The sequence below is a fragment of the Cohnella sp. LGH genome (assembly GCF_017671885.1).
In the GTDB taxonomy this organism is placed as follows: domain Bacteria; phylum Bacillota; class Bacilli; order Paenibacillales; family Paenibacillaceae; genus Cohnella; species Cohnella phaseoli.
The window spans coordinates 1,810,991-1,836,000 of record NZ_CP072117.1; the positions used below are offsets into that span (position 1 = coordinate 1,810,991).

The following is a 25,010-nucleotide window of genomic DNA, read 5'->3' on the forward strand; positions in this document are numbered from 1 at the left end:
GCCACCCCCATTAATCGTAGTAAAACACCTTGCGCGAGATCAGGCCGACAGATATGGCGAGAATAAGCGCGACGGACAGGAAATATACCCAGGACATGGCGGCGCTGAGACCGAAGTCGAACACCTTAAACGCCGTCTCCGATACGAGCTTGTTGATCGGGCTGTCGCTGAACGAATCGATGATTGAATATACCGTATTCGTTAGAATCAGCGGCGACATCATCGGAAACGTCACCTTCCAGAAGCTCTCGTACCCGGTCGCCCCTTCGATTTTCGCCGCTTCGTAGAGCGAAAGCGGAATCGACTGCAGTCCGGCCAGGAAAATCAAAATCTGCACGCCCGACGAGCTGATAATCTCGTAAATCCGGTCTACCGCCCCGGTCAGATAGTCGACGAAAATCGGCGAGATGCCGGATTCGAGCATCATTTTCTTCAGCTCGAAGCTTTGCAGCAGGTTCGATTCCGCATCCCCTCCGCCGGCCGAGAGCGATCCGCTTCCGACGAAGCTGCCAATATCGAGATTGGCGATCACGCTGGAGGCGAGAATGACCGGGAGAAAAAATACCGCTCTGGCGAACGGCCGCCCTTTGAACCTCTGGTTGAGCAGCACCGCCGCGAACAGACCGAAGACGAGAATGAGCGGCACGTTGACGGCCATGCCCGCGATCGACTCGGCCAGACTTCGCGGGTAATCCGGATTCGACGTAAACAGGCTCGTAAAGTTGGAAATTCCTTCGTATTCGACGGAGAACCCGCCTTCGACGAGTTGAATCGAGCTTAGACTGTAGCGCAGCGATTGGATCAAGGGCAAAATAAACAGCATAATCATGCCGAAAATAAGCGGCGAAGCGAACAGGACGCCGAACCAGGCGTTTTTTTGCTTCAGGGTCAGCTTCTTTTTGCGTTTGAGCGTAAGTTTCATCTGGTGGCTTCACCGCCTATCCGGTAGCTTTCTGCCGGGATCGTCAGCCCGTCGACCCGCTCGTCGGCGTCGCCGTAGTTGACGATAACGGTCGTTCCGTTGCCGAACGTCGTTTCCGTCACGTTCGCGGACAACTTGCGATGTCCGGTAATCGGCTGGTCGCGAACCTGCTTCAGCACCTCGTCCGCTTCCTTGTACAGCGCGATCGCCTCGTCCAGCCAATCTTGATAATGGAGCGCGTACAGACCGTTGTAACGCGTATCCTTCACCGCCGACGACGGACTGTAAAACCATTGATAGAACACGTTGGAGCCGGTTTCCAGCGCCTTGAGCATCGACCTGCGCGGGTTCTGGCCGCGATCCGCGTTAAACGGAGCGCCCGCCAAGTCCACATAGCCGTGCAGGGCGATTTGGAAGAACGGAACGTCCTCGTCGGTCAAGCTCATCCCGCTGGCGGACGTCGGCGCGTTGACGACGATGTCGGCATACGGCAGCGTATACGCATTGCCGCCGCTGACCATAACGGAGCCGAGCTCGTCTTTGAGCCTGCCCGTCTCCGCCGCGATCGTCTCCCGCGCCTGCTCGCGGGTCAGCGGAGCGGACGGAGCGAAATCGGAGTTGACCTCCTCGCCCATATCCCGCAGCGACACGCCGGACACGCCCAGCTTGGCGTAATCGGACAGAAAGCCGCGAACGACGTCCGGCAGCCGGGAAGCGGACAGCACGTAATGCGAGAAGCGCGAGCCGAGCTTGTGGTACGTGACCGGATCGTACTCGTAGATCGCCGCATTGCGGCGGTCGAGGAAGTCGGCGCTGCCGCTCGAGCCCTTGAACTTCCGCAGGAAGGCGACGTCGGGATACAGCCGGACTCCTTCAGCCCCCGCGAATTCGGCCAGCTTGCGGAAGCCCTTCTTCCCGCCGAGCGCACTGACGAACCCGATGTCGTCCGGAGAGCTATGGCGAATGCCTCCGTTAAACCAGCCGACATACCGCAGCGCGATGTCGTCGACGCCGCGTTCCTTGAGCAGCGCAAGCAGCTCGGCCGCCTGCTCGTACGTCGTCAGCGCCTCCGTCGAGTCGTACGGAATGCCGAGGAAGGAGCTGCGGCGCTGGAACGCGCCTTCCACCTCAAGCACGAACGGCGCGTTCTCTCTTGGCGTCAGCCGTTGCATATTGTGCTTAGCGACGAAGTAATCGCTATAGGCCGCCGCCATGCCGGCGTAATCGGCCGCTTCGTCGGAGAGGAAAGCGTACCGCAGCCGAATGTCGCCTTGATACGACGGCGTCTGGAACATCGGCACGGAGCTGCTCTTGCTTCCCGAGCTTAACGTATACAAGTCCATCGCCGTAAAGCGGAAGCTGCCGTTCACGCTGTTGTAGGACGTAAAGCGTCCGCCGATATCGGCCAGGACGCTCCCCATAGCCGCTCCGTCCTCCATCATGCCGATAAACGCATGATCGTTCTTCTTCAGTCCGAATACGGGCAGGCGCGCTTTCTCATTCGACAGAAACCGTTCCTGTACGTCGAACGTGCCGTCCTCCCCGTAAATCGGCATCTGATACGGCTCGGCGCTCAGCTTGCCGTTGTTCAGCCGGATCAGCGCTCCCGAGCCGTCGGGAACGAGCATGTAACCTTCCCGATCGTCGCCCGCCGCGCCGAAATACGGCAGCACCTGCAAGCTGGCCAGCGGAAACGTCGGACGGCTCTCTACCTCTCCGCCCTTGACGGCGACGGACAAATACTGACCATCGAGCGTATATTCGACGGGGACCGCGAATTGCGCCTGATCCTCCGACTCCTGCCGTCCAGCCCCGTTTTCGCTGTTGTCCCGCTCCGCATCCTCCGCCGTGTAGCCTGCGGAATCGAGCAGCGCCGACAGCTCGGCGGCGACGTTGTCCTGCAGCTTGCGCACCTCGTAGATTTGCTTCTCATTATTGAGCCGGTACTTGTAGGTGACCTGCTTGCGCGCCTCGTCGTCGGCCAGCTTGCTCAGAATCGCCTGCTCGAAGCGCTCCTTGCCGATCACCGACGGAATGTTGGCCCAGGCGACGTCCGGCTGGTTCCCGAAGCGATAGACGATGCGAACGCCGTTATCGATTGCGGCAATGTCGAACTGCCCCTTTTGTACGCTATCGGTAAAGCTGTTGTACCGCGATAGCTGGCCTTTGGCATTGTAATAAGACAAAATCAGCTGCGATTGCAGCTCGGCCTTGTACAACGGCGAGGCAATCGGATCGCTCGCGGCTTCGACAGGATTGGAGAACCAGACGTAGCCGCCCTGTTTCTGCTGAACGGCGATGCCCGCGCCTGCCCGCTGCAAGTACAGAATGAGCTTTTCGTTCTCCGCGACCCGCTCCGTCCCGGCCAGAGCGGAACGCTCCGCCGCCGTGTTGGCCGCGCTCGGCGTCAGAGCCGCTCCCATCGCCAGCACCGCCGGAAGCGCGCTCCGACCCCCGGCAGCCGCCTGCACCGCAAACCCGCCTTGAGCCGCAGCAGGTCCGCCGCTTGCCGCCGCGGCCCTTGCCGGGGCGCCTGCCTGCGCCTGCTCGCCGCCGCGTTCGCCTCCCCAGCCGACGATGATGCCTCCGACCGCCAAGGCGGCGCAAACCGCGATCGCCAGCGCTTTATTTTTTCCGTTCACTGGCCGCCCCTCCTTCCCTACCATCTGAAAGACATTTCCCGGATCAGCGACTCGGCGAAGCTGACCATCTGTTGGACCATGCTGAACAGCAGCACTCCGATGAACAAAATGATTCCGATGACGACAAGTGTCAGCAGCATCGTCGCGATCGTTTTGCCGGCCGTGTATTGGTGAATCGTCATCGTCCCGACAAACAGCAGCCAGACGAACCAGAGATACGCCACCGTGTCGATCAAATAATAAAAAGAGCTTTCGTCCGCCGTAATGACGTTGCTGTACAAAATTTGCGGCACGTACAAAACGACGAACGGCATTAGCGAATAGCCGGCAGCCATCATGATGTCCTTGAACTTGCCGATGCCGTCCATCAACGTCGTCAGCGACCAGTTGGCCACGCACCACAGCAGCAGCGGCAGCACGATGAACTTCAGCTCGTCGAGGCTGTTCAGCTCGGTCGGGTTGTTGTAGTTGACGACGAAGCCGCTGAACTGTCGCTTCACAATGGTTAGCAACACGAACAATAGCGCGATCGCGGCGGCAATCGATACTCTGCCCTTGCCCTCGAACTTCATCTCCCAAAACCCGGCGAACGGATGGAGCATCGTGTGCAGCGGATGCTTCAACGCCCCGGTGTCCTTGTAGCGGACGCCGGCGTTGCGGCGGCCGGCCCGCTTCGCCGCAAACATGACGATGCCGAGAGCCAGCGCGATCACAAGCACGATTTTGCCGAAATGCTCCATCACAATGTCTTTGCGGTACAGCTTAAACGCCTCGGAATAATACTCCCGGCTGCTGCCGAGCTTGAAGTAGCTCATCGCCTCACGGTGGTCTCCCTGCTGCAGCAGCGACTTGCCGATGCCGATATACGCGACGTCGAAGTTGCCGTTCAGCTGCAGCACCTGGCGCCAGGCGGCGGTCGATTCCTCCATCCGGCCGTCGTACAGCGCGTTTACCGCTTCGCGGATCAGGCTCCCGTACCGCGTCGGCGCGAATACGGTCAGCCGATTGTAGTCCTGATCGAGCACCAGCGTCCGCTCGCCAAGCAGAGCGATCGCCGACGGGTTGCGGAACCGATCCTGCCGGCTGCCCAGCCCGCCGAAGACATACAGCAGGTTGCCGTCCTTGTCGTAGGAGAAGACGCGGCCGCGCTTGGAATCGAGCGCGCTGTACATGCCGCCGCGGTCGGAGACGATGTCGACGAAGATCGAGCTCCCGCGCACGCTGCCCGTCTCCGCCGTGCCGATATCTCCCTTCGGCGGGAAATAGCCCTTGCTGCGCAAAATGTCCGTGCCCGACGGGTTCAGCTTCTTGATCGGGCTGTCCGAGCCTTCCTCGGACGTCGTCGTGAACAGGAAGCCGTCCTCGTTCAGATCGATATTGTTGAATTCCAGCGGTATGAACTGCTGCATCTGATCGCGCTGCTTTTTCGTGGAAATCTGCTTCCAGAGCAGATCGATCGGCTTGAACTTGACCCGGTTCGTCCCCAGAAACCCGGTGAACTCGCCGTCGGCCGTGAACTCCATAATGCCTTCGTACGAGCCGCGCCCGACAACGTAAATTCGCTGCGTCCGGTCGACGACAACCTTGCTCGGCGCGTATTGGAAGCCTTCGCGAATCAGCGACGACTTCGGCTCGCCGACCTCGCGCACGAACGCGCCTTCCGCGGTGAGCTCGACCAATCTGCGATTGCGCGTATCGGCGACGTAAATGCCGCCCTCGGCGGTGGCGAACACGCCTTCCGGCTGGTTGAACGCGTCCTTCTCGCCGCCGCGCTCGAACTCCGTAATCACCTTTTCCACCTTCAGCTCGCCGCTTAGAACGACGATCCGGTTGTTGCCCGTATCGGCGATGTACACTTTATTTTCCGGACCTACGAATAGATCCTGAGGCGATGACAGAGGACCGATCCCCAGGTCGTTCCCATACACGATTCGCTCCGGAGCGTAAGCGTCCGGCGCAGGCACGGCGTCTCCCCAATAAGAGTAGCTGTACCCCTCGGCCGAAGCGGCGGCGGGAGCCGCCAGCGCGAGCAGACCGAGAACGAGAAGTTGAACTGCGATACGTATGACGTTCACCGTCCTGCCCCCCCTTAATCCTTCAGCCCCGACGAGGACATCGTCTGAATGATGTTGCTTTGCGTTACGATAAATACGGTGATCGGCACAAGCATCATCAGCAGCGTGACGGCCGCGACCGGCCCCGTTCTGGCGATGCCGCCGCTCGCGATCTGTCCGAATACCGCGTCGACCGTACGAAGCTGCTCGCTGTAAATGTATTTGTGGCTCGTGACCGAGCCGTTTGTCCACAGGTTTTGGAGCGAGAAAATAATGAGCGTCAGCCATGCGGGTTTAACGATGGGCATGACGATGGTCCAGAAAATCCGGTATTCGCTCGCTCCGTCTATTTTCGCCGCCTCGATCAGCGCGTCCGGAATCTGCTCCATAAATTGCTTCATTAAATACAGTCCGAGCGTCATGCCGAAGACGGGAATCAGAATCGCCCAATACGAGTTGATCATGCCGAGCCACGAAATTGTCATATAGTTCGGCACCTGCGTAATGTACGGGGTGAACATAAGCGACAGCACAACGATATTGAACAGCAGACCGCGCAGCGGGAACTTGACCTTGGCCAGCGGATAAGCCGCCGCCGAGGCGATGATAACATGTCCGACGGTTCCGACGATTGCGATAAAAAACGTGTTGAACACGTATCGGGAGAACGGCACCCATGAATCCGAGAAAATGCCGAGCAAATCCTTGAAGTTCTGCACTGTCGGATTCCGAACGATAAACCGGGGCGGGAACGCGAATATTTCGTCCAGCGGCATGAACGCCCTGTTCACCGTGTAGACGAGCGGGGCCGACATGAAGACGGCCACTCCCGCCAGCAGCAGGAACAGCAAAATATCGACGGACCAGGAACGGTTAAGGCGTCTGCGCAAAAGCTGCTTCACTCTGATCACCGTTCTACTCACCCACTTTTTTGAGCAATTTCTGCGTCAGCAAATTCGTGCCCAGCATAATCGCGAACAGAATGGTCGCAATCGCCGAGGCGTAGCCCATCTGAAAACGGATCGTGCCATAGTCGACCAGATGCGTGACGATCGTATGCGCCGCGTAATCGACGCTCGGGAACCCGATCATATAGATGGAAATCTCCGCGACCGAGAACGCGGTCGTAATCTGAATGACGGCTCCGAACATCAGCTGCGGCCGCATCGTCGGCAGCGTAATAAACCACAGCTCCTGCCAGCGGTTGCGGACGCCGTCGAGCGCGCCGGCTTCGTACAGCGTGCGGTCGACGTTCTGCAGCCCGGCGATAAACGCCAGGAACGACGTGCCGAGACTAAGCCACAGCTGCACCAGAATTAAAATGCCGAGCATATAGCGCGGGTCCTGCAGCCATTGGATCGGCTCCATAATGAGGCCCCAGCGCATCAAGAAAGAGTTCATATAGCCGTACGAATCGCTCGAGAACAGCGTCTGCCAGATCAGATACGTGTTGCCGGCGATCGACGGCGCATACAGAATCAGCGTGAGCAGCGCGCGTAATTTGGGCGGCAGCTCGTTGATCAGCCAGGCGAACAGGAAGCAGGCGACGTAGCTGATCGGCCCGGTGATAAAGGCGAACAGAAAAGTGTTTTTGAGCGCGATCAGAAAGACGTCGTCCTGAACGAACAGTCTGGCGTAATTGTCCCAGCCGACCCAGCGCGGCGGCTCCAGCATGTTGAAATAGGTGAAGCTAAGCGCCAGCGACATCAGGACGGGAACGACGGTGAACGTAAAGAAAATCAGGAAATAGGGCGCCATCAGGACAAAGGCCTGCCGATTCTTGCGAACTTCCGCCGCCGTATTGATTAGCTTTTTGCGAATGATCGGATAGATGGGTCAACCCTCATTTCTCCTAGGGAAGATTAAATTCTTTCCGCCTGGCGGCAATTTCTTCATTCATATAACGGACGTAATAGGCCATCGTCTCGCGCGGGTCTTCGCCTTGGACGACAACTCGGCGGAAAGCGTTGTCAATGTGCCTGCCGGTCAAGTAACCGCCCGGAACCTCGGGAACGCCGCGCACCCAGCGCATCTGCTCCATCAGCTTCGCCAGATCGGCGGTTGGCCACGGCAGCTTCGTCAACGCCGCGACGTTCGCCGTCGGGTAGCGGGCCGAAGCTCCGAGACGCACTTCCATCTCGCGCCCGAAGGCGAGCTGGGTTTCTTCGCTTGTCCACCACTTCAGAAACTGCCACGCCGCGTCCTTGTCGTCGGTGTGCTGGAACATGACGGCCGCGGAGCCGCCGCCTCCGACATCCCGGCGAATCGTGCCGTCCGCCGTCGCCGTGCCGGGCACGGGAACGAAATCCCACAGCCCTTTGATCTCCGGCGCGAATACGACCAGCTTGTTGTACATCGTGTAATCGATAATCCCGATCGGCATCTCCCCGGTGCGGAAGCGGTTCGCGAAGTCGACCTGGATCGGCAGCTTGTAGTTGACGTACAGATCGGTCCACTTCTTGAACTGCCCGATGGCGACCTCCTCATCCAGGCCGCTGGCCGTGTCGCCGTTCTTATAAAACTGCCCGTCGTGCTGGTACAACAGCATCGCGAACGTCGGGCTCGGAGGCAGCGTAATGATGTCCGTCGTCACCAGGTCGTTGCCCTGCGCGTTCAGCCCTTTCTGCGGCAGTCCGAATTGCAGGTTGCGCTTCTGCAGCTCCGGCACGAGGGCGTACACGTCCTCCCACGTCTGCGGCACCTTCAGCTTCAGTTCGTCTTCGATAATATCTTTGCGATAGAACATGACCGGAAAGTTGAGCTGCTCCGGCAGCCCGTAGTAGCCGTCGGTATAAGCGAACGGCACCATCGCGCTATCCTCGAACCGCGTCCGCACCTCGTCGAAATCGGGGAATACGGACAAATCCTGCAACGCGTTGCGCGTCGCGAAGTTGACCGGCACCTCGTTGCCGACCTGCAGCGCAACGTCGGGCCCTTCCCCGGATACGGTCGACGGCAGCAAAATGTCCGCCGATACGAGCTTCAAATTGACCGAAATGCCCGTCTGTCTCGTGAACGAGTCGTCGATCAGCCGCTTCACGATCTGCGCCTGGTCTCGCGCCGACGTGATCCATACAGACACTGAACGCCCGGTTCCTTCCTCGCCTCCGAAATCGTCATAGTTTTCGTAGAACGACGCCGCGAACGAAGCGGTCTCCGCGCGCACCTTCTCCCATCTCGTCGCGTCCGGGTCCGGCAGCTTCGCGCCGGGCGTCGAGACGAGCAAATAGTCGACCGCCAGCGGCTGCTCGGTCATCATTAACAGCCATGCGCCGAGCGCGCCTACGTTGTTTTTGAACGAATCGAGCCGGCTCGGAACGGTGTCGGGCCGTTCCGCCATGTCCTTCAGTTGGTAAGCCAGCGTATTCAGCAAGGCCGAGCGGTCGTTGCTGCCGCCGTCCGGACCTTCGATAATCGCCGCGATCGTCTGCAGGCGATCGCTGTGCTCGCGAAATACGCCCGCCATCTCGGGAATGCGCTTCTCCAGCGCGTAATCGCGGAATGCATCCGGCACGACGCCGGTGTAGCTAATGATTTTGCGATAAATCGAGTTTAGCTCCAGAATGCTGTTTTCCGCCGTGCGCACCACGGGCGCGATCTCGCCAAGCGTCACTTCAAGGCGCACCCAATGACGGCCTTTCTTCAGGTAGAACAGATAAGGGTCGTCTTCGCCGCGTCCCAGCACTTTCGTCTGCCAAGCGCTGTCGAAGGCGAAACCGATTCGTTTCGCCTCGCGGAACGGGATTTCGTCGTCGATGTACAGCGTCCGCAGCGACGACATGCCGGTCAAATAGTTTTGCCGGTTTTTGAACGCGATCTGATAGAGCCCGTCCTCTGGCGTCTCGAATTCCCATTCGATCCACTGTCCGGGCATTCGCCATGCCCAGCCGCCGGCCGCGTTAATACGCAGCTTGGACGAATGGTACGGCTCGACGGCCGGACTGGAGCGGTCGTTGTACGGCGCCAGCATCGAGTCCGATTTATAGACCGCCGCTTCGCCCTGCACGGTGATCAGCACCCCTTCGGCGTTGCGGTAGCCCTGTTCCTTATATAGATTCGCCAGCTCATCGTAAGACGGCGCAATATCCGGATTCGTCAGCTTCAGCTCGGCGATGACAAGCGGCTCTTTAATGGAAGAGAGCGTTAGCTCGTGCTTGCCTGCGGAAAAATAAAATAAGTAAGGCTCCTCGTAATAGCCCGTCGCATCCTTTAACCAAGCTTCGCGCCACATCGGCGCTTCCGCCTGCTTCGGCGTCAGGTCGTTGCCCCTGCCGTCGCGTTCGAGCTTGCTGCTCTCATCCTTCCATACGCGGTTGAAAATGAGGCTTTTCGCTTCTCTGAACGGAGCTTCCCCGTCGATCGTCAGCTCCCGCTCGATATCGGAATCTTTGCCTTTAACCGTGTAATACTTGAGACCGATCTGATATAAGCCGGGCTGCCCGACGTCGACCTCCCACGTCATCGAGCCCTCGTCTCCGGTTTGCGCCAATTGGCCGCTCACGCCCTCGAACTCGTCCAACACTTTGGCGGTCATTCCTTCCGTCCGGCTGAAGCTGCCTCCGGAGATACGGATGTCCGCGCTCGGACGGTCGGCGTCGGCGTGCTTGGTCAAATACTCGTCATATCCGCCTTGCTTAAAAGAGACGTAGCTTCCGAGGCCCGAGACGTCGAACGGGCGATCCTCCGCGGCCGCACGGCCGCGGGATCCGTCCGAGAATAGAACGACGAGCAAGACGGCCGCAGCCGCGGCAAGGGCCGAATACGTTATCCATTTTCGTTGTGCTCTCCGCATAGTTCCCCTCACAAGACGTACCCCTACTCGTCATGGCCGGTAATCACCAATCCCGAAATAGGGGTACCCGTTCAGAATAAAAGCCGGAATTGCCGATTTTACTGGTTACTCGCCCAGCATCTTCTGAATGTTGGCGTCGAATTGATTTTTCACTTTTTCCGCGGCTGTAGCCGGAGCTACCTTACCCTCGGTAATGTCCTTAACAACCTGGTCGACCAATTGGTCGCCTTCCGGAACGGCGATAAAGCTGCCGCTGTAATCGATTTTGTCGTACATCTGCACGCGCGTCTCGTACGCTTCCGGCGGCCAGGAGTTTTTCCAGCTCTCCATCGCCAGCTCTTTGTTTTTGCCGTGCAGGCTGATTTCGTCCATGATCTTGACCGCGATCTCCGGATGCTTGGAATACTTCGACAGCATATACATGTTGCCGTACGGCGTAAAGGCGGTGTAGTCGGTCGCGTTCGGCGCTTTCGGGAAGAAGACGTACCCGAGCTCGACGCCCGGCATATTGTCCTTCAGCCCGGAATACTCCCAGTTAAAGCCGCCGTACATGACGCTTCTGCCGGCGATAAACGCTTTGTCGTTGCCTTCCTCCGGCGCCGGCTGCACGATCGACTTGTCGACGTTGTACATGTCGTACATGAGCTGCAAGCCTTGAATGGAGTTGGCGCTGTCCATCGAGAACTTCATGTTTCCGCTTTCATCTTTGTCAAACGCGCCCTTATTGCCGTACACGAACTGCTCAAGGCTCGTTTTCATGTCGCCGATGAAACCGAACACGTCGGTTTTGCCGTCGCCGCTCGTATCCTGCGTCGACTTCTTCGCCAGCTCGCGGAATTTGTCCCATGTCCAAGAGCCGCTTTGCTGCAGTTGGAACGGATCCTCCAGCCCCATCTCCTGAACGAGCTTCTTATTGTAGAAAATGCCGTAAGGAGACGGCGGGGAATCGATAAAGCCGTACTGCTTGCCGTCGAACTTGCCTCCGTTGGTCATCCAGGAAATATATTTCGTATCGCTCAAATCGAGATAATCGTCCAATGGAGCGATAAACCCTTTGTTCACCAGCTGCGGGAACGACCAGAACAGCTCCAGCACGACGATGTCGGCGAACGGCTCTCCGGCGAGCGACGTTGTCGTGAAGTTCTCTACGTATTTGCCGTAGTCGCCGAACTTGACGTATTCGATCTTGCCGTTGTATTTCTTCTCGGCCGCTTCGATTAACGCGATCACCTCGTCGTCCGCGGGCGTGCGATCGGCTTCCGCGATGCTCCGCGGATCGGCGCCGTCCCACCATAGTCCGATTTTGACGGTTGCGCCTTGCAGGTCCAGAGCCGGCTCGGCGGATTCGGACGGAGACGCGGACGGCGTTTCCGATGCCGAAGGGCTCGGGCTTGCGGATGGAGACGGCGATGCGCTTGGCGACGATTCCGAATTGGATTTGGAGCCTCCGCATCCGGCCAACGAAACGGCTAGCAGCGCCGCCACCGCGGCGGCCATAAATTTGCGTGGATTGTAGAACTGCATGAAGATGAGTCCTCCCCTTGAATCTCAAAGTTAATGAACAGCAAATTCGCAACTGCTTCTGGCTTAACTGCCGATTGCTTCGCGCAACCTCCCCTCGTCCGATTACACCCTCAAAACGATTTGGTATACCCAAATTCTTCACTTTCATGCCCACACCTAGATGATTACGTTTTCATTTTATATTCTGAAGAAGTTTTTGTAAATAGTGATTATATCTTTTTATTCAAAAACCGCTAAAACCGCCAATTTACATGTATTTTATCTACAATTCATCAATATGGTATATCTTATTTGCAGGGAAATGGCCATTTTTCTCGCATAACTATACCTTTTTCATATGTAAGTAAATACGCCCTTGGCGCCCCAGGACAGAGTACTGCATTCGAAAGGCGATCTGATCGTTCCTGCGATAGGAGCATTTGCCACATGCCAGCTTTAGATGGAATTTCGTACAAAACTTCACCCTCTACCTCTAATTGAGATCAGATTGTACTACTTATCGTACAAAATCTACCAACCAGCCTTTCTAACGTCCAATTTTGTACGATAAATCTGATAAAATGGAAAAAGAACGCATCAACCAACAAAACCGCAGAGTTTGACTCAAGTTCTGATCATTGCAAAAAAGCCGTCTCCCGATCACTACTCGGGAAACGGCCCATTAAAAATAGAGGTTATGCTAATTTGCCAGCCCTAAGCGTTCAAGCTGTTCGGCCGGCGCATGAAGCCGGGTTAACGTCTCTTTGAGAGCCTGCCGCATTTTCGCGAGCTGTCCGCGCTCGCGATCGGCCAGGTTGACGAGCTCGCCAGAGTCTTCGGCCTTGTCGCTCAGCCAGGTAGGCGTCGGCCACGAAGAGCAGTCCGTCACCTCTCTCCGTCCGTCCCGATAAGGACCGAGGTCGTAGGGAATGAACTTGGCCAAGCAGGTTCCGTACCAATTCAGCGGCTGATTCTCCGCGACCGGAGATTGATGCAGCGCCCAGCGGCCGTCGGTAATCGTGACGCTCTTGCCGAACATCCCGCTGATCGCGTATTCGCGGAATCGGGCATGCTCGTTCTCCAGCACCGGTGTGAGATCGAGCCCGTGACGGTCGTCCGGACAGCGTTTGCCCGCTGCGCGCAGAACGGTCGGATAAATGTCGACGAGCTGGGCCAGCTGCTGTCTTCGGGTCCCCTGTCCGCCATGCGGATAGGCGACGATAAACGGGATATGCGAGACGGCGTCGTATTGATGCGTCTGCAGCTTACCCGTACGGCCAAGGTCGCCGTTGTACGTACCGTGGTCTGTCGTAAAAATGAGCATCGTGTTGCGCCACAGATCGAGCTCGTCCATCTTGTCGAGCAGCTTGCCGAGCCATTTGTCGACGAGCACGACGTTGGCCGCGTAGCAAGCCTGCACATGCTTGAGCTGGTCCTCGGTCATATGCTTGCGCCACTCGTCGTAAGGCGCTTGCGGGATAAAGCGTTCGACGTCGTAGCCCCGAAGATCGAACATTTTGACGTATTCCTCCGGAGGATCCCAAGGCTCGTGCGGATCGAAGCAGTCCAAATGCAGGTAGAAATTGTCGTGCGTATGGTTCGCTTCCAGCCACTCCGCCGCCTTGGTGAAAATTTGGGCGGCGAAATAATCGGCCTCCGATTTGCGCGTCAGATGAACGTTGCGGAAATGCCGCTCCAGCTTCGTGCCCCGTTCCGAGTCCGGACAAGGAAACTCCACCGGGTCCGTTCTCCAGGCGTCCGCCTCGTGCCCGCGCACGAATTCGAAGCCTGTATAGCCCATATGATAGTTGCCGGCTCCCTGCTCCCACATATGAAAATGATCGGTAATAAAGTAGCTGACGGGATTGCCCTCTCTCAGCTGTTCGGTCAACGAACGGTTCGGCGGACCGGAGATTTGCCGGGGCAGGTCGAGGTCGTCCTCCTCTAGCGGGCCCCAGCCGCGCTCCAGAAATTCGTACCTTCCCGTATAGATATCCCGGCGCGCCGGCATGCATGGCGTCGAACCGCAGTAAGCGTGGTCGAACACGATTCCCTTCTCGGCAAGGCGGTCCATATTCGGCGTCGGGACGACCCACGGCTGCTGCGCGTCTCCCGTAACCCGGTCAAGCGGACGCCCGTGATGATAAGGACCGCAATGATCCCGTCTTAACGTATCGCATACAATAACAATGCTGTTCATGAACTTTCACCTCGGATTTGCAATCATTCGTTGTCGCTCAGTTCGACGATCGTGTGGATATGAACCTTAGGAACGGTAAACCGGATGCCGCGCTCCGTCGCCACTGTCTCCAGCTTTAGTCCGTCCGGACGCGTCGTTGCCGAACGGATGAGCGGATCGTTGATGCGCACTTCAATGTCATGCACCGGCGTAATGCTCTCGATCGGGTCGTAGAACGAGCTGCTCTTCTCGCCCGCATGGATGTTCTGGAAATTGATCAGGTGCAAAAACTTCTTGCCGTCCTTCTCCATCAGGTTTGCTTCGACGTGCACCGGGGCGTCGGTTTCGAACGTTTTGCCCGTATCGTACTGGTCCAGCAAATTCGTCACGATCCGCCTTACCCAGAAGTGATTGCTGTTCCAGTACGTGCGGAACACCGGGGCCGCGATATAGAGCGCCGTGCCTTGGCCGTACCGGTTAGCGCTGATCGCGGGAAAATCGCTGACCAGCCCGGCCGGCGGCATCGGATGGCGGAAGGCGCGATTGACCGCCGGCACCGTGAGCGGCCATTGGATCAGGCTGAGCGTCTCGGCCGTCGTCGGGACGGTTTTGATAAATTCTCCTTCTACCAATTGAGGAATGCGAGCAACGCCCTTCCATAGCTCCTCGCGTTCCGTCAAATAAGCGAACGAATAAGGCGTGCGCTCCAAATAATCCAGGCCGAGTACGTCGGCCAGCGCGAAGTTTTTCGCTTCCCTGGAGTATGTCGCCGATCCTTCGGCCAGCAGCAAGCCGCCGCCTTGCACGAATGCTCTCAGCCGTTCGGCCGACTCCGGCGACAGCTTGACGTTCTCCGGCAGCACGACCGCTCGATAGCCCGTCAAATCCGGAAAATCGTTATTATAGTAGAGATCGAATTGATGATGGCCCTCGATCAGCATTTTCGCCGAGCCGAACGTCGCCGCATCGTCCTTGTCGTGATACCAGTTGTTCGTGTTGTCGGCGATTACGGCGATGCCGCGAACGCTCTTCGCGCCGATGCAGAACGCCTCTCGCTCCTCCACGAAGGAGAACGCCTCGCCGATGATGTCGTACACGCCGCTCTGCAGCGTGCCGTTCGGCAGCACCTGGTCGCCGATGTTGATGATGCCGCCGTTAGCCATAATGCAGGCGAACTCGAACTTGAGCTGCTCGGCCGTCTTGCAGGACATAAGCCCCCAGCCTTCCGTGAAGCGGACCGTCATGATCTGAACCGGCACGTCCAGCGTGCGAATGTGGCGGGCGCGGATCGAGTGGCCGAGGAACGAGCCGGTCGCGGATGGCTGCGACTCCCACAAGCCGTAGTTGCTCGTCGCGTTAACCGATGCAGGCTCGCCCATTCGCCAAGCTCCGTTGCAATTGACGAGTACCTCCGGACGAATTTTCCGAATCACGTCGTAAATTTCCTTCATGCAGCGGGCGGCAGTATCGATGCCGAAGCCGACGACCAGCTCGCGGTTCGTCTTCAGCAGCTCCGGCGTCAGCTCCTGCCCGTGTTCCTCGTAAAATTTCTTTTTGCAATAATTGCAGAAGCAATAGTGGTTATGAAGGTAAGGGATATCGAACAGATAGCCGTCCATCTCGTATTTCTCGGTAATTTCCTTCACCTGGGGAATGACAAGCTCTTCCCGGTAAGGGCTGTTGAGGCACGGCAGCTCCCATACGGTGCCTTCGCTGCCCCGGACCTTGCCGAATTCGTCGACTTGATACCAGTCGGGGTTGTTCAGCACCGCATGCGCGTCGGTCCCGAGCGAATAGTAGGCGATTACTTTGATATCATGCTTCTTCGCCTCCGCGAGCACCTCGCCGAAGAAATCCTCCTTCAGCCCGCTGTGTCTGTGTCCGACCGCATTGTCATAAAACGCGTTGCCGAAATGGCATTTCGTAAATACGCCGATGACGTTTGCCTTGGCCCGGACAAACTCGGAGACAAACTCTTGCGCGTTGAAATTATGGATCGCGTCGCGCGGAAATTCCGGCATGTGAAAATCGATATGAACCTGTCTGATATTTTCGCGAAACCATTGATCGTTCTTTTTCATGAATTGCGCTCCTCCTGTTGCCGTATGGAAAAATCCCCGCATATGGGAAGGAGGAACCGCCCTTGCGGGCGCTCCTCCTGTCGATCACCCGGCCTTCCCTCGGCGCGAAGCCTATTGCTGCTTCGTTCCGTAGCCGTTTTCCTTGGTCCAGTCATTCGTTTTCAGCACCAGTCCCATATCCGCTTTCAACGTTTTCTGCAGCTCGGTTCTGTACTTCTCTTCCGTTATCGTGCCTTCCAAATACAGCTGGCCGATCTTCACCAGATCCTCGTTCAACTTCTTGTCGATATGCGCAGCGTAGAAATTAACGAGAATCCGTTCGCCGACAAACTGGAAGCCGCTCAGGTTGGACGGCAAGTCGACTCCGGCCAGCGTTGTCGCGACGTACATCTTGTTGCCCATAATCGTGGCGACCTCCGGCGAAGACAGGTACATGAAGAAGTCTACCGCCGCCGCCAGCTTGTCCCCCGTCACCTTCTTCGGAATTGCGAAGACCAGATCAGGGTAGCCGCCGAGCTCGTAGTTTTTCTCAGCCGCGTTCGGGTTTTGCTCCTTGGTCAGGTAAGGCAGCGCAAAAGTTCCGTATTCGAATTTGCGAGCCTTGGAATCCTGGATCGTCTTCAGTTCGAAGTTGCCGGCCATGACCATCGCCGCGTCGCCGCGCAGGAACATTTCCTTGGCCGCGTCGCCGTTCATCGCGTTGTAGCCCTTCGCCCAGTATTGCGACCAATCCTTGATGATCGGCATATAGCCCGTCCAATCCGGCGACTCCAGATCGACCGCGCCTTCGTCGACGGAAGCGGCGATCTCGTTAAGCTCAAGCTGACGGTTGCCGTTGAAGTCGAAGCTTCTGACCTTCTCGGCCGCAAGCTGGTTGGTCATCATATTGACGGCCCACAGGTAATGGTTGTCGCCCGGCTTGGAGTTCGCGAAAGCGAACGGCGTTACGCCGGCTTCCTTGAGCTTCGCCTGCACGTCGAGGAATTCCGTCCACGTCTTCGGAATCGACAGATTGTGCTGCTTGAACAGGTCCTGATTGTAGAACACCCGAATGGACAGCGTTTGCAGCGTAATGCCGGCGAGGCTGCCGGAGGTCGGGTTTTTCATTTCGTTCAGAATCGAAGGATTAAACGTATCCTTCCACACCTTGTTGCCCGCGTACGGGTTCGGCTTGTCATACTCTGCCGTCAGATCGACAAGCAGATCCTTGTTCAAGTCCTCGTGCGTCCATGTATAACGGCTGGGAATGATGTCGGGCGACGTGCCGCCGATCAGCCCCGTCGTCAGCCAGGTCCGGAACGCGTCTCCGTCGTTAGGCGCATAATCGAGCTTGATGCTGACGTTGTCGTGCTTGCTCGTATAGCCGTCGACGATTTCCTGCCAAACCTGCTTCGTCTCTTCGTCCTTCGGCGTCTCTACCGCGAACGTCAGGCTAACGGATTTGGCCCCCGGCTCACCGGACGCGCCCTGGCTTTCCTTGGAATTCGAATTTCCCGACGCGCAGCCGCTAAGCAGCGCAACCCCCATGCTTAAAATAAGACCTGCGGATAATAAAGCCTTTTTGTTCTTCAACACGCGAACCACCTCTTTGTCTTTGTTTTTCTATCCTAACCCTTTACGGCCCCGGAGGTCACTCCGGAGATGAAAGGTTTGGTAGCGACGATGAACAGCAGCAGCAGCGGGATCGAGGAAATGATGTAGCCCGCGAGCTTGACGCCGACGCCCTGGTCCATGTTCCCCGTAATCGTGCTGAGCGCAAGGATGACCGGCTTGACGGCGTCGCCGTTAGTAGCGACGAGCGGCCAGATGTAGTTGTTCCAGCCGGCGAGAAAGTTGATGATCGCGACGGTGGCGATAATCGGCAGCGACAGCGGAATAACGATCCGGAGAAAAATTTGCCGTTCTCCGGCGCCCTCCATGTCGGCCGCTTCGAGCAGACTTTTGGGCAGCCCCTCGAAAAAGGTTTTCATCAGAAACGTCGCCATCGCCGCGCCGAAAGCCATCGGAGGGAAAATCTGCCCCTGATACGTATTTAACATGTCCAGTTTCTGAACAAGCAGAAACTGAGGGATAAGAATCAAGTAACCGGGAATCATCATAAGCGACAGGATCAGCACGAAAAAGAGCTGCTTCCCCGGATAGTCGAACCGGACGAACGAATAGGCGGCCAGCGAGGAGATGATAACGACTCCGACGACGATGGCCGAGGAGATCAGCACCGTATTGCCGATAAATGGCGCGATCTGCTTAAAGGCGACCGAGTAATTGTCCAGGTGCAGCGGGAACGCCAGCCCCCAGAAGTTGTGGATCGCCTGCTCCGTATATTTCAACGAGCTGACGAGCAGCATGTAGAACGGGAACAGCGTCAGCGCAAGCAGAAGGGCCAGAGTTCCGAAATGCGGAACGGCTATCAGCTTCTTGTTCATCTCATTTTCACCTTCTTAGTCGATTTTATCTGTATTCTTGACGAACTTATTGTTGATGAGAGTGAGCAGCAGCAGGATGACGAACAGCACAAGGCCGATGGCGGAGGCATAGCCCATCTCGCTGTAAGAGAAGCCTTTGGTGTACAGATACAGCGCCGGCGTAATCGTCTTGTCTCCCGGTCCTCCGTTCGTCAGCACGAGCACGTTCTCGAAGCTTTGAATCTGGTTGATAATTGTCAGCACCATGACGAGCTTAACCTGACTTCTCACGAGCGGCAGCTCCAGTCGAACAAACCGCTGCCAGGCGTTCATGCCGTCCAGCTTGGCCACCTCGAACAATTCGCTTGGGATCGACATGAGCCCCGCCAGATAGAGCAGGAACGTAATGCCGCCGATCCACGGAAAGTTGACGAACACGATCGACCAGATCGCCGTCTTGCTCTCCCCGAGCCAAGCGTGCGTCCAAGATTCCAGTCCGAGCTGCTCAAGCAGTTGGTTCAGCACTCCGTACTCCCCTGCGAAAATCCATTGCCAGGTCAAGTAGATGACGATGCTTGGAATGACGAGCGGGACGACGAACCATACTTTTAATAAGTTCTGCATTTTCAGCTGCTTGACGTGAAAAACGAGCACGGCCGCAAGCAGCGGAACCGTAAGCTGAATCAACACTCCGCTCGCCGTGAAAATTCCGATGTTCTTCAGCGAAGTATAGAACGTATCGTCCTGAAACAGGCGCACAAAGTTGTCGAAGCCGACAAACTCTTTCACGTTCGCGCCGTTCCAATTGTAGAACGACATCTTTACGGCATTGAAGAACGGGATGTACTTGAACGTTCCGAGCACGAGGAAGATCGGGATAAGAAAGATGTAGCCCTTCCACTGCCTGCGGAAAAATCTAGCCGTATTTGTCATAACGTGACCTCCAATCGATAATCTAAACTGTAATTGAAACCGCTTTACCCGTATAGGACGCTTTCTTTTTTCATGAGGGGGGTCATTTTTCGATGTGCTTCGTCTCCGCTTTTTCCCGCGAAAATGTATGCTATACTATTCCGTATCTTTAATAGCGCCGGGGAATATCGGTCAAAAGGTGGGGACAACATGAACGTGCTGATCGTGGACGATCAAAGATTGTCGCGTGCGGGTATTGTGAAAATGATCGCGTGGGAGGCGCTGGGCTTGCGCCTTGCGGGAGAATGCGCGAATGGATACGAGGCGCTGAGGATGCTGGACGAGCTTGAGATCGATCTGGTCATTACCGACGTTCGGATGCCGCTTCTGGACGGGCTCGGCCTGATCGAACAGGCAAAGGAGCTGTATCCGAATATTGCCTTTCTCGTCATCAGCGGCTACGACGATTACGCCTATGTGCGTAAATCGATTCAGCTTGCCGTGGCCGACTATTTGTTGAAGCCGGCGGACGCGGACGAGCTGAACGCCCAGTTGGAGCTGCTAATCGGAAAAACGCGGAGCGCTCGGGAAAAGGCGGAGACGCAGCTGCGCAAGACGCGGGAGCAGTTTATTCATCTGCTGCTTGAAGGCGCTTACGATCGAAACGAGCTGCTGCTGGAGGATTGGACGGACATTCGTCCGGAAGAGGGCGAGGACGCTTTCGCTGCAGCCATGTTCGACTGCTCGGAGGATAAGGCGTTGCTGGAAGCGAGATTCCGAACGCTGGCGGACGGCTGCGAGACGTTCCTTATCCGGATGAGGGGCGATTGCTATACGCTCGTCGCGATGGGGCGAGCCGAAGCGATCGAAGCGCTCCTCCCCGTTCTCCGCGCCGAGCTGGAAGATAGAGGAAGCTATCGCTTCGCGGGCATCGGGGCCGCGGTTCGCGGCATCGAAGCGTTAGCCGGGACGGCGACAGAAGCCAGCGACGCCTATCTGCTTCAGGCCAGCCTGCCGGACGGCGGACAAGAGCGGCTGACATCTCCGGGTGCCGAAGGAGCGTCCTCCGAGATGGGAGCATTCCCCCTTAACTCCTCTTGGGAGCGGGATTGGCTGCTGCTGCTGAAGAAGGGCAACGCGAAGGCAATCGTCGGCAAGCTGGACGAGCTGAGCGGCGCGGGCGAACCGTCCGCCGGCGGACAAGACTGGCTGGAGGGCGTGTATCCTTACCTCCAGCTGCGCGGCGCACGGGAAATATACGAGGCCGGGCTCATTGACGAGCAAACCTACGAGGAGGCTTTCGGCATCGCCAGAAAGCTGCCGTATATCGCCGGCCTGGAGCGCAAGCGCGACGTTGTGGCGGACTATTTCTCCCGCTGCCTGGATTCGGAAAACCGGCTGCAGACCAAGCAGCTGAAGGAAGCGGTGGAGAACGCCAAAGCGTTCATCGACGCCAATTACCGTCTGCCGATCAACCTGACGGATTTGGCGCTGACCTCCTATATGAGCCCGGGCTATTTCAGCACGCTGTTCCGACAGCATACCGGGCGAAACTTTCTTGAATATGTGACTCAGCTGCGAATCGAGCATGCGAAGAAGCTGATCGCGGACGATCCGGACGCGAAGATCGGCGACGTCGCCGTTCAATGCGGCTATCAGGATCTCAAGCATTTCCGCAAGCTGTTCAAACGCTATACCGGAGTAACTCCGCTTCAGTACAAGGAGGGAACCGGCGTTGATTAGAGCGAGGCTGTCGGCGTTCAACAACAGCTTGCACAACAAGCTGTTTTTCTCGTACGCGGTCGTCATCGTCATTCCCCTGCTCATTCTGGGCGGCATTCTGTATATGACGACAATCGGCCTGACGCAGCGGCAAACCCAGGAGAATCGGCTGCTGGAGATGAAGGTTCTGTCGCAAAATTTGCAGGAGTACTTCAATTCGCTGGAACTGTACAGCAGAGCCATCTACACGGGGGAAATTCAGCAATTGCTGAACCGGGGATTGCCCGAGGACATGATTGAGCAAACCCGCTGGAAAACGAGCCTATTCCAGCAGTTCGCGGAATGGTACGGATACATGGGCGTCAAGGGAGAAATCCACAACGTGACGATCGTGATGCCCGACGGCACGATGATTCAGCGCGACCCGCTGTACATCGACGAATCCTTCGCTGACCAGTCCTGGTATACGCAGACGCTCGCCCTTCAGGGGGAAGTGCGCGTAGCCGGACCGTTCAAGCGGTCCTATTACCTTCCGCCTTCTGCTGCCTCTCCCTATACGTTCTCGCTGGTCCGAAAAATCAACAATACGACGGGAAGCGCCGCTCTCGGCGGCCTTGTCGTCGACGTGAGCGTGATGGATATTTATAGAATGCTGGGGGGCTTGGAGCTGAAGGATGTGCTCATCCTGAACGCGGACAACGAGATCGTCTACAGCAGCGCCGTGGAGCAGATCGGACAGCGCTGGGAGGATGGCAGCAAGATCGGCGCTAACTTCTCCGGGTGGATGGACATCGGGGGCGAGCGGATGTTCGTCGGCTCCGCCTATTCGGACGTCACAGGCTGGCGCTTCGTGACGCTGGATCCGCTCAGCAGCATTCAGAGCAACTCCATTCGGTACCGGGACATTACGTTCGGCATCGGCGCATTCGCGCTTGTCGTCGCGCTCGTCATTTCGACCTTCGTCTCCCGGAGGATTACGAGACCGCTGCGAAGCCTGCAGCAGAAAATGAAAAAGGTGCAAGCCGGCGACTTCAACATCCAGCTCGACGTGGCCAGCTCGGACGAGGTCGGGCAATTGACGCGCAGCTTTAACCGGATGACCGAGGAAATCCATACGCTTGTCCACCATGTGTACAAATCGGAGCTCGCTCGCAAGGAAGCGCAGCTTAAAGCGCTGCACTCGCAGATCAATCCGCATTTTCTGTACAACACGCTCGATTCGATGAACGCGATTGCCGTCATCGAAGAAGTTCCCTTACTTTCCCGAATGGCGAAAATGCTCTCGGAAATGTTCCGCTACAGCATCTCGTCGGGAGAACAGATCGTGCCTCTGCGCGAGGAATTAAAGCAGGTCGTGCGTTACGTGGAAATCCAGCAGATTCGCTACGACGATAAATTCAGTCTCGTCGTGGACATTCCCGAGGAGCTGCTCGATTACCGGATTCCGAAGCTGACGCTGCAGCCGATCGTCGAGAACGCCATCTATCACGGTTTGGAGATGATTCCCGGCGAAGGGCGCATCTCGATCGTCGGACGCGAGACGGACGACTATACGATCCTGGAGGTGACCGACAACGGCAAAGGCATTCCTCCGGAGGAGCTGGCGGACATCCAGAGCCGATTGCGGCAGCGCGGCGCTCCTTCGTCCGTCGAGCATATCGGCCTGGCCAACGTTCAGGAGAGGCTGGAGCTCCACTACGGGGCCGATTGCGGCATCTCCGTCCTCAGCGAGCCGGGCCAAGGCACTACGGTCGCCTATCGGCTTCCCAGGGCCGGAGCCTCTTCCGTTTAAGATCTCTTAAGGGGCTGTCCCGTAAGCAGAGTTGTCTTAAGATGATCGATAGTTAAAGAAAGGGGTATGTGTCTCCCGGAGACTGCCTCATACGCTTCTGAAATCACCTTATCACGAGTTTACCCATTCGGATTTCAGAAAGCGTATAGCAGCGGAGGGAGACACATACCCCTTGCCCCTTTATCATCGATTATCTTTCAAGCAACTTTAAGCGCTTATGGGACAGCCCCTTTGCTGCAATTACCCGACCGTCTCCAGCCGGAAAACCGCCTTGTTCGTGCCAACAATTGTGCCGCTGCCGTTAGCGAATTGGCGGGGGCACAGCTCGTATAGACTGTCGATCGTCCGCTGGTTGTCATAGCCGATCTGCTCCAGAATGGACGCAACGATAATCGGCCATTTGTCCTCCGAGCCGTCCATTACCTTAAGCGCGAAAGCGAGTCTCTCCTTGCGCAGGCCGAAGCAGTAGATGCCCTTGGCCCCGCCCTTGGCGACGATATTGTCGTCCCTGAGCAGCGTGGAGCAGATCAGTCCCGTGCCCGACACCATCTCGGCGTTGGCGTTCATCAGATTGCCGATCCGCTCGACGGCCCGACGCGTCGGCTCGTCCTCGATGAGCTCCGGACAGGCGAATTTCAAATAAGCTTTCGCCATATGCAGCAGCGGCAGCCCGAACACGGGAAAACCGCAGCCGTCGATGCCGATCTCGATCCGTTCAGCCGGGTACTCCGCCAGCAGGGCAAGCGTCTCCAGCACTTCCCGCTGCGCGGGATGGCCCGGATCGGCGTAGCCCTCCGTAGGGTAGCCTTTGCTCCGGCAGTAGGACAGCAAACCCAGATGCTTGCCGGAGCAATTGTGATAGAGACGCCGCTCCGGCTTGCCCTGCGCGACCAGCCCGTGTCTGGCGGCGGCGTTAAGCGGGTACGTCGAACCGCAGACGAGCTCGTCCTCGCCGATGCCGACTTTGTCCAGCATCGCTTCCAGCGCTTGTACGTGGAACGGCTCGGCGCGGTGCGAAGCGGTCATGATCGTCAGCTCTTTATCGTTAAACGGATACCGTTCCTCGATCCCGTGGCGGAACGCCGGTATCGCCTGAATCGGCTTGGCGGCCGAGCGCATGTATGTCACGTGCCGCGGATCGCCGAACCTGTATTTGATCTCTCCCGAATAAGAAACTCCGCAAATATGTCCCTCGTATTCGCATTCCACCAGCTCGCCTCTAAGCTCCTGCACGAGCAATTTGTCCATTGCGCAATCCCTCCGCCGTATGTCATTCTATGCTGTCGTTATTTATATCGGGCTACGATGTCCGCCGCCGTCCTCAGTTTGTCGGGATCGATCGGCTCAAGCGCCCGGCTGTTCCTTCTTACGCCGGTGCCCATATGCACTTCTGTGACTTGCGTCTGCCGAATAAACTCGTCCAGCGTCTCGACCCCGAGCCCGCTGCCGGCGAGAATAGCCAAGGATCTGCCCTCGCTGAGCTTCGCCAGCTCCGCGATTTCCTCCTTGGCGTCCAGCACGCTGGGCTTGCCGCCGGAGGTCAAGATTTTGCGGATTGCCGGATAACGGCTTAACAGTTCCAATGCGGAGCGACGATCTTGCAACTCGTCGAAAGCGCGATGAAAGGTGACGGCCAGCTTCCCCGTTTCGTTTAGCAGCATTTCCAATGCGGACGTATCGATCTCGCCCCGCTCGTCCAGCATGCCCATGACGATGCCATCCGCTCCGCTCTCGCGAATGATCCCGGCGTCGCGCGCCATGACCTCCAAATCGTCCCCGTCGTAGCGGAAGCCGTTCGCATGCGGCCGCAGCATGACGTTCACAGGAATGTCGACCGCCTTCACGACTTGCTCGATCAAGCCGATACTGGGCGTCACTCCGCCTTCGACGATGCCCGAGATCAGCTCGATTCGGTCCGCGCCGTGTTCCTGAGCCAGCTTGGCGTCCAATACGCTTGTTGCAATTACTTCCAATATCATGGCGTGCCCCTCCCCGTCATTACAATT

The 25,010-nt window shown here is 57.4% G+C and carries 16 protein-coding genes; 2 read left to right on the top strand and 14 right to left on the bottom strand.

Going from position 1 to position 25,010, the window contains the following annotated elements:
- Positions 1-10: 10 nt before the first annotated feature.
- From J4772_RS07310 to J4772_RS07365, 12 genes are all read right to left on the bottom strand, one after another.
- Positions 11-922 carry a carbohydrate ABC transporter permease gene (locus J4772_RS07310; RefSeq protein WP_209074707.1) on the bottom strand — a complete coding sequence of 304 codons (912 nt, stop codon included), beginning with the start codon at positions 920-922 and terminating at the stop codon, positions 11-13.
- A complete protein-coding gene (locus tag J4772_RS07315; RefSeq protein ID WP_209074708.1) occupies positions 919-3,564 on the bottom strand; it encodes a DUF5696 domain-containing protein in 2,646 nt (881 codons plus the stop codon). The genes J4772_RS07310 and J4772_RS07315 overlap by 4 nt, the downstream gene beginning before the upstream one ends.
- Before the next feature lie 17 nt (positions 3,565-3,581).
- Positions 3,582-5,639 (bottom strand): YIP1 family protein, encoded by a 2,058-nt coding sequence (locus J4772_RS07320; protein WP_209074709.1) that lies wholly within the window; start codon positions 5,637-5,639, stop codon positions 3,582-3,584.
- A 14-nt stretch (positions 5,640-5,653) separates the two neighbouring features.
- On the bottom strand, positions 5,654-6,526 hold the full coding sequence (locus J4772_RS07325; RefSeq protein WP_116059299.1) for a carbohydrate ABC transporter permease: 873 nt from the start codon (positions 6,524-6,526) through the stop codon (positions 5,654-5,656).
- A gap of 7 nt (positions 6,527-6,533) precedes the next feature.
- Positions 6,534-7,439, bottom strand: coding sequence for a carbohydrate ABC transporter permease (locus tag J4772_RS07330; protein ID WP_371822889.1), 906 nt, complete (start codon positions 7,437-7,439; stop codon positions 6,534-6,536).
- 31 nt (positions 7,440-7,470) lie between these two features.
- A complete protein-coding gene (locus J4772_RS07335) occupies positions 7,471-10,410 on the bottom strand; it encodes an extracellular solute-binding protein (RefSeq protein WP_209074710.1) in 2,940 nt (979 codons plus the stop codon).
- 105 nt (positions 10,411-10,515) lie between these two features.
- Positions 10,516-11,934 carry an ABC transporter substrate-binding protein gene (locus J4772_RS07340; RefSeq protein WP_209074711.1) on the bottom strand — a complete coding sequence of 473 codons (1,419 nt, stop codon included), beginning with the start codon at positions 11,932-11,934 and terminating at the stop codon, positions 10,516-10,518.
- A gap of 679 nt (positions 11,935-12,613) precedes the next feature.
- The gene (locus J4772_RS07345) at positions 12,614-14,113 is read right to left on the bottom strand and encodes a sulfatase (RefSeq protein ID WP_209074712.1); all 1,500 of its coding nucleotides are present in this window, start codon (positions 14,111-14,113) and stop codon (positions 12,614-12,616) included.
- 23 nt (positions 14,114-14,136) lie between these two features.
- Positions 14,137-16,173 (bottom strand): alpha-L-fucosidase, encoded by a 2,037-nt coding sequence (locus tag J4772_RS07350; protein WP_209074713.1) that lies wholly within the window; start codon positions 16,171-16,173, stop codon positions 14,137-14,139.
- Positions 16,174-16,284: 111 nt separating this feature from the next.
- Entirely contained in the window at positions 16,285-17,748 is a 1,464-nt protein-coding gene (locus J4772_RS07355) for an ABC transporter substrate-binding protein (protein WP_209074714.1), read from the bottom strand.
- Positions 17,749-17,780: 32 nt separating this feature from the next.
- Entirely contained in the window at positions 17,781-18,599 is an 819-nt protein-coding gene (locus J4772_RS07360) for a carbohydrate ABC transporter permease (RefSeq protein WP_116059245.1), read from the bottom strand.
- 15 nt (positions 18,600-18,614) lie between these two features.
- A complete protein-coding gene (locus J4772_RS07365; RefSeq protein ID WP_209074715.1) occupies positions 18,615-19,511 on the bottom strand; it encodes a carbohydrate ABC transporter permease in 897 nt (298 codons plus the stop codon).
- A gap of 189 nt (positions 19,512-19,700) precedes the next feature.
- Here J4772_RS07365 and J4772_RS07370 point away from each other — a divergent pair, with 189 nt between their 5' ends.
- Together J4772_RS07370 and J4772_RS07375 are read left to right on the top strand one after the other, a co-directional pair.
- Positions 19,701-21,233 carry a response regulator transcription factor gene (locus J4772_RS07370; RefSeq protein WP_209074716.1) on the top strand — a complete coding sequence of 511 codons (1,533 nt, stop codon included), beginning with the start codon at positions 19,701-19,703 and terminating at the stop codon, positions 21,231-21,233.
- The gene (locus J4772_RS07375; RefSeq protein ID WP_209074717.1) at positions 21,226-23,004 is read left to right on the top strand and encodes a sensor histidine kinase; all 1,779 of its coding nucleotides are present in this window, start codon (positions 21,226-21,228) and stop codon (positions 23,002-23,004) included. The genes J4772_RS07370 and J4772_RS07375 overlap by 8 nt, the downstream gene beginning before the upstream one ends.
- A gap of 240 nt (positions 23,005-23,244) precedes the next feature.
- Here J4772_RS07375 and J4772_RS07380 read toward each other — a convergent pair whose 3' ends face one another.
- Complete coding sequence (locus J4772_RS07380) at positions 23,245-24,252, bottom strand: asparaginase (RefSeq protein WP_209074718.1); 1,008 nt, start codon at positions 24,250-24,252, stop codon at positions 23,245-23,247.
- A gap of 38 nt (positions 24,253-24,290) precedes the next feature.
- Positions 24,291-24,983: a copper homeostasis protein CutC gene (locus J4772_RS07385; RefSeq protein WP_209074719.1), complete on the bottom strand. Its 693-nt coding sequence runs from the start codon at positions 24,981-24,983 to the stop codon at positions 24,291-24,293.
- Positions 24,984-25,010: the final 27 nt, after the last annotated feature.

What these genes read in the sequence shown, in the direction of transcription:
- J4772_RS07370 (WP_209074716.1), top strand. Translation starts at nt 19,701, where the DNA reads ATGAACGTGCTGATCGTGGACGATCAAAGATTGTCGCGTGCGGGTATT.
- J4772_RS07365 (WP_209074715.1), bottom strand. Translation starts at nt 19,511, where the DNA reads ATGACAAATACGGCTAGATTTTTCCGCAGGCAGTGGAAGGGCTACATC.
- J4772_RS07310 (WP_209074707.1), bottom strand. Translation starts at nt 922, where the DNA reads ATGAAACTTACGCTCAAACGCAAAAAGAAGCTGACCCTGAAGCAAAAA.
- J4772_RS07350 (WP_209074713.1), bottom strand. Translation starts at nt 16,173, where the DNA reads ATGAAAAAGAACGATCAATGGTTTCGCGAAAATATCAGACAGGTTCAT.
- J4772_RS07360 (WP_116059245.1), bottom strand. Translation starts at nt 18,599, where the DNA reads ATGAACAAGAAGCTGATAGCCGTTCCGCATTTCGGAACTCTGGCCCTT.
- J4772_RS07340 (WP_209074711.1), bottom strand. Translation starts at nt 11,934, where the DNA reads ATGCAGTTCTACAATCCACGCAAATTTATGGCCGCCGCGGTGGCGGCG.
- J4772_RS07385 (WP_209074719.1), bottom strand. Translation starts at nt 24,983, where the DNA reads ATGATATTGGAAGTAATTGCAACAAGCGTATTGGACGCCAAGCTGGCT.
- J4772_RS07345 (WP_209074712.1), bottom strand. Translation starts at nt 14,113, where the DNA reads ATGAACAGCATTGTTATTGTATGCGATACGTTAAGACGGGATCATTGC.
- J4772_RS07335 (WP_209074710.1), bottom strand. Translation starts at nt 10,410, where the DNA reads ATGCGGAGAGCACAACGAAAATGGATAACGTATTCGGCCCTTGCCGCG.
- J4772_RS07380 (WP_209074718.1), bottom strand. Translation starts at nt 24,252, where the DNA reads ATGGACAAATTGCTCGTGCAGGAGCTTAGAGGCGAGCTGGTGGAATGC.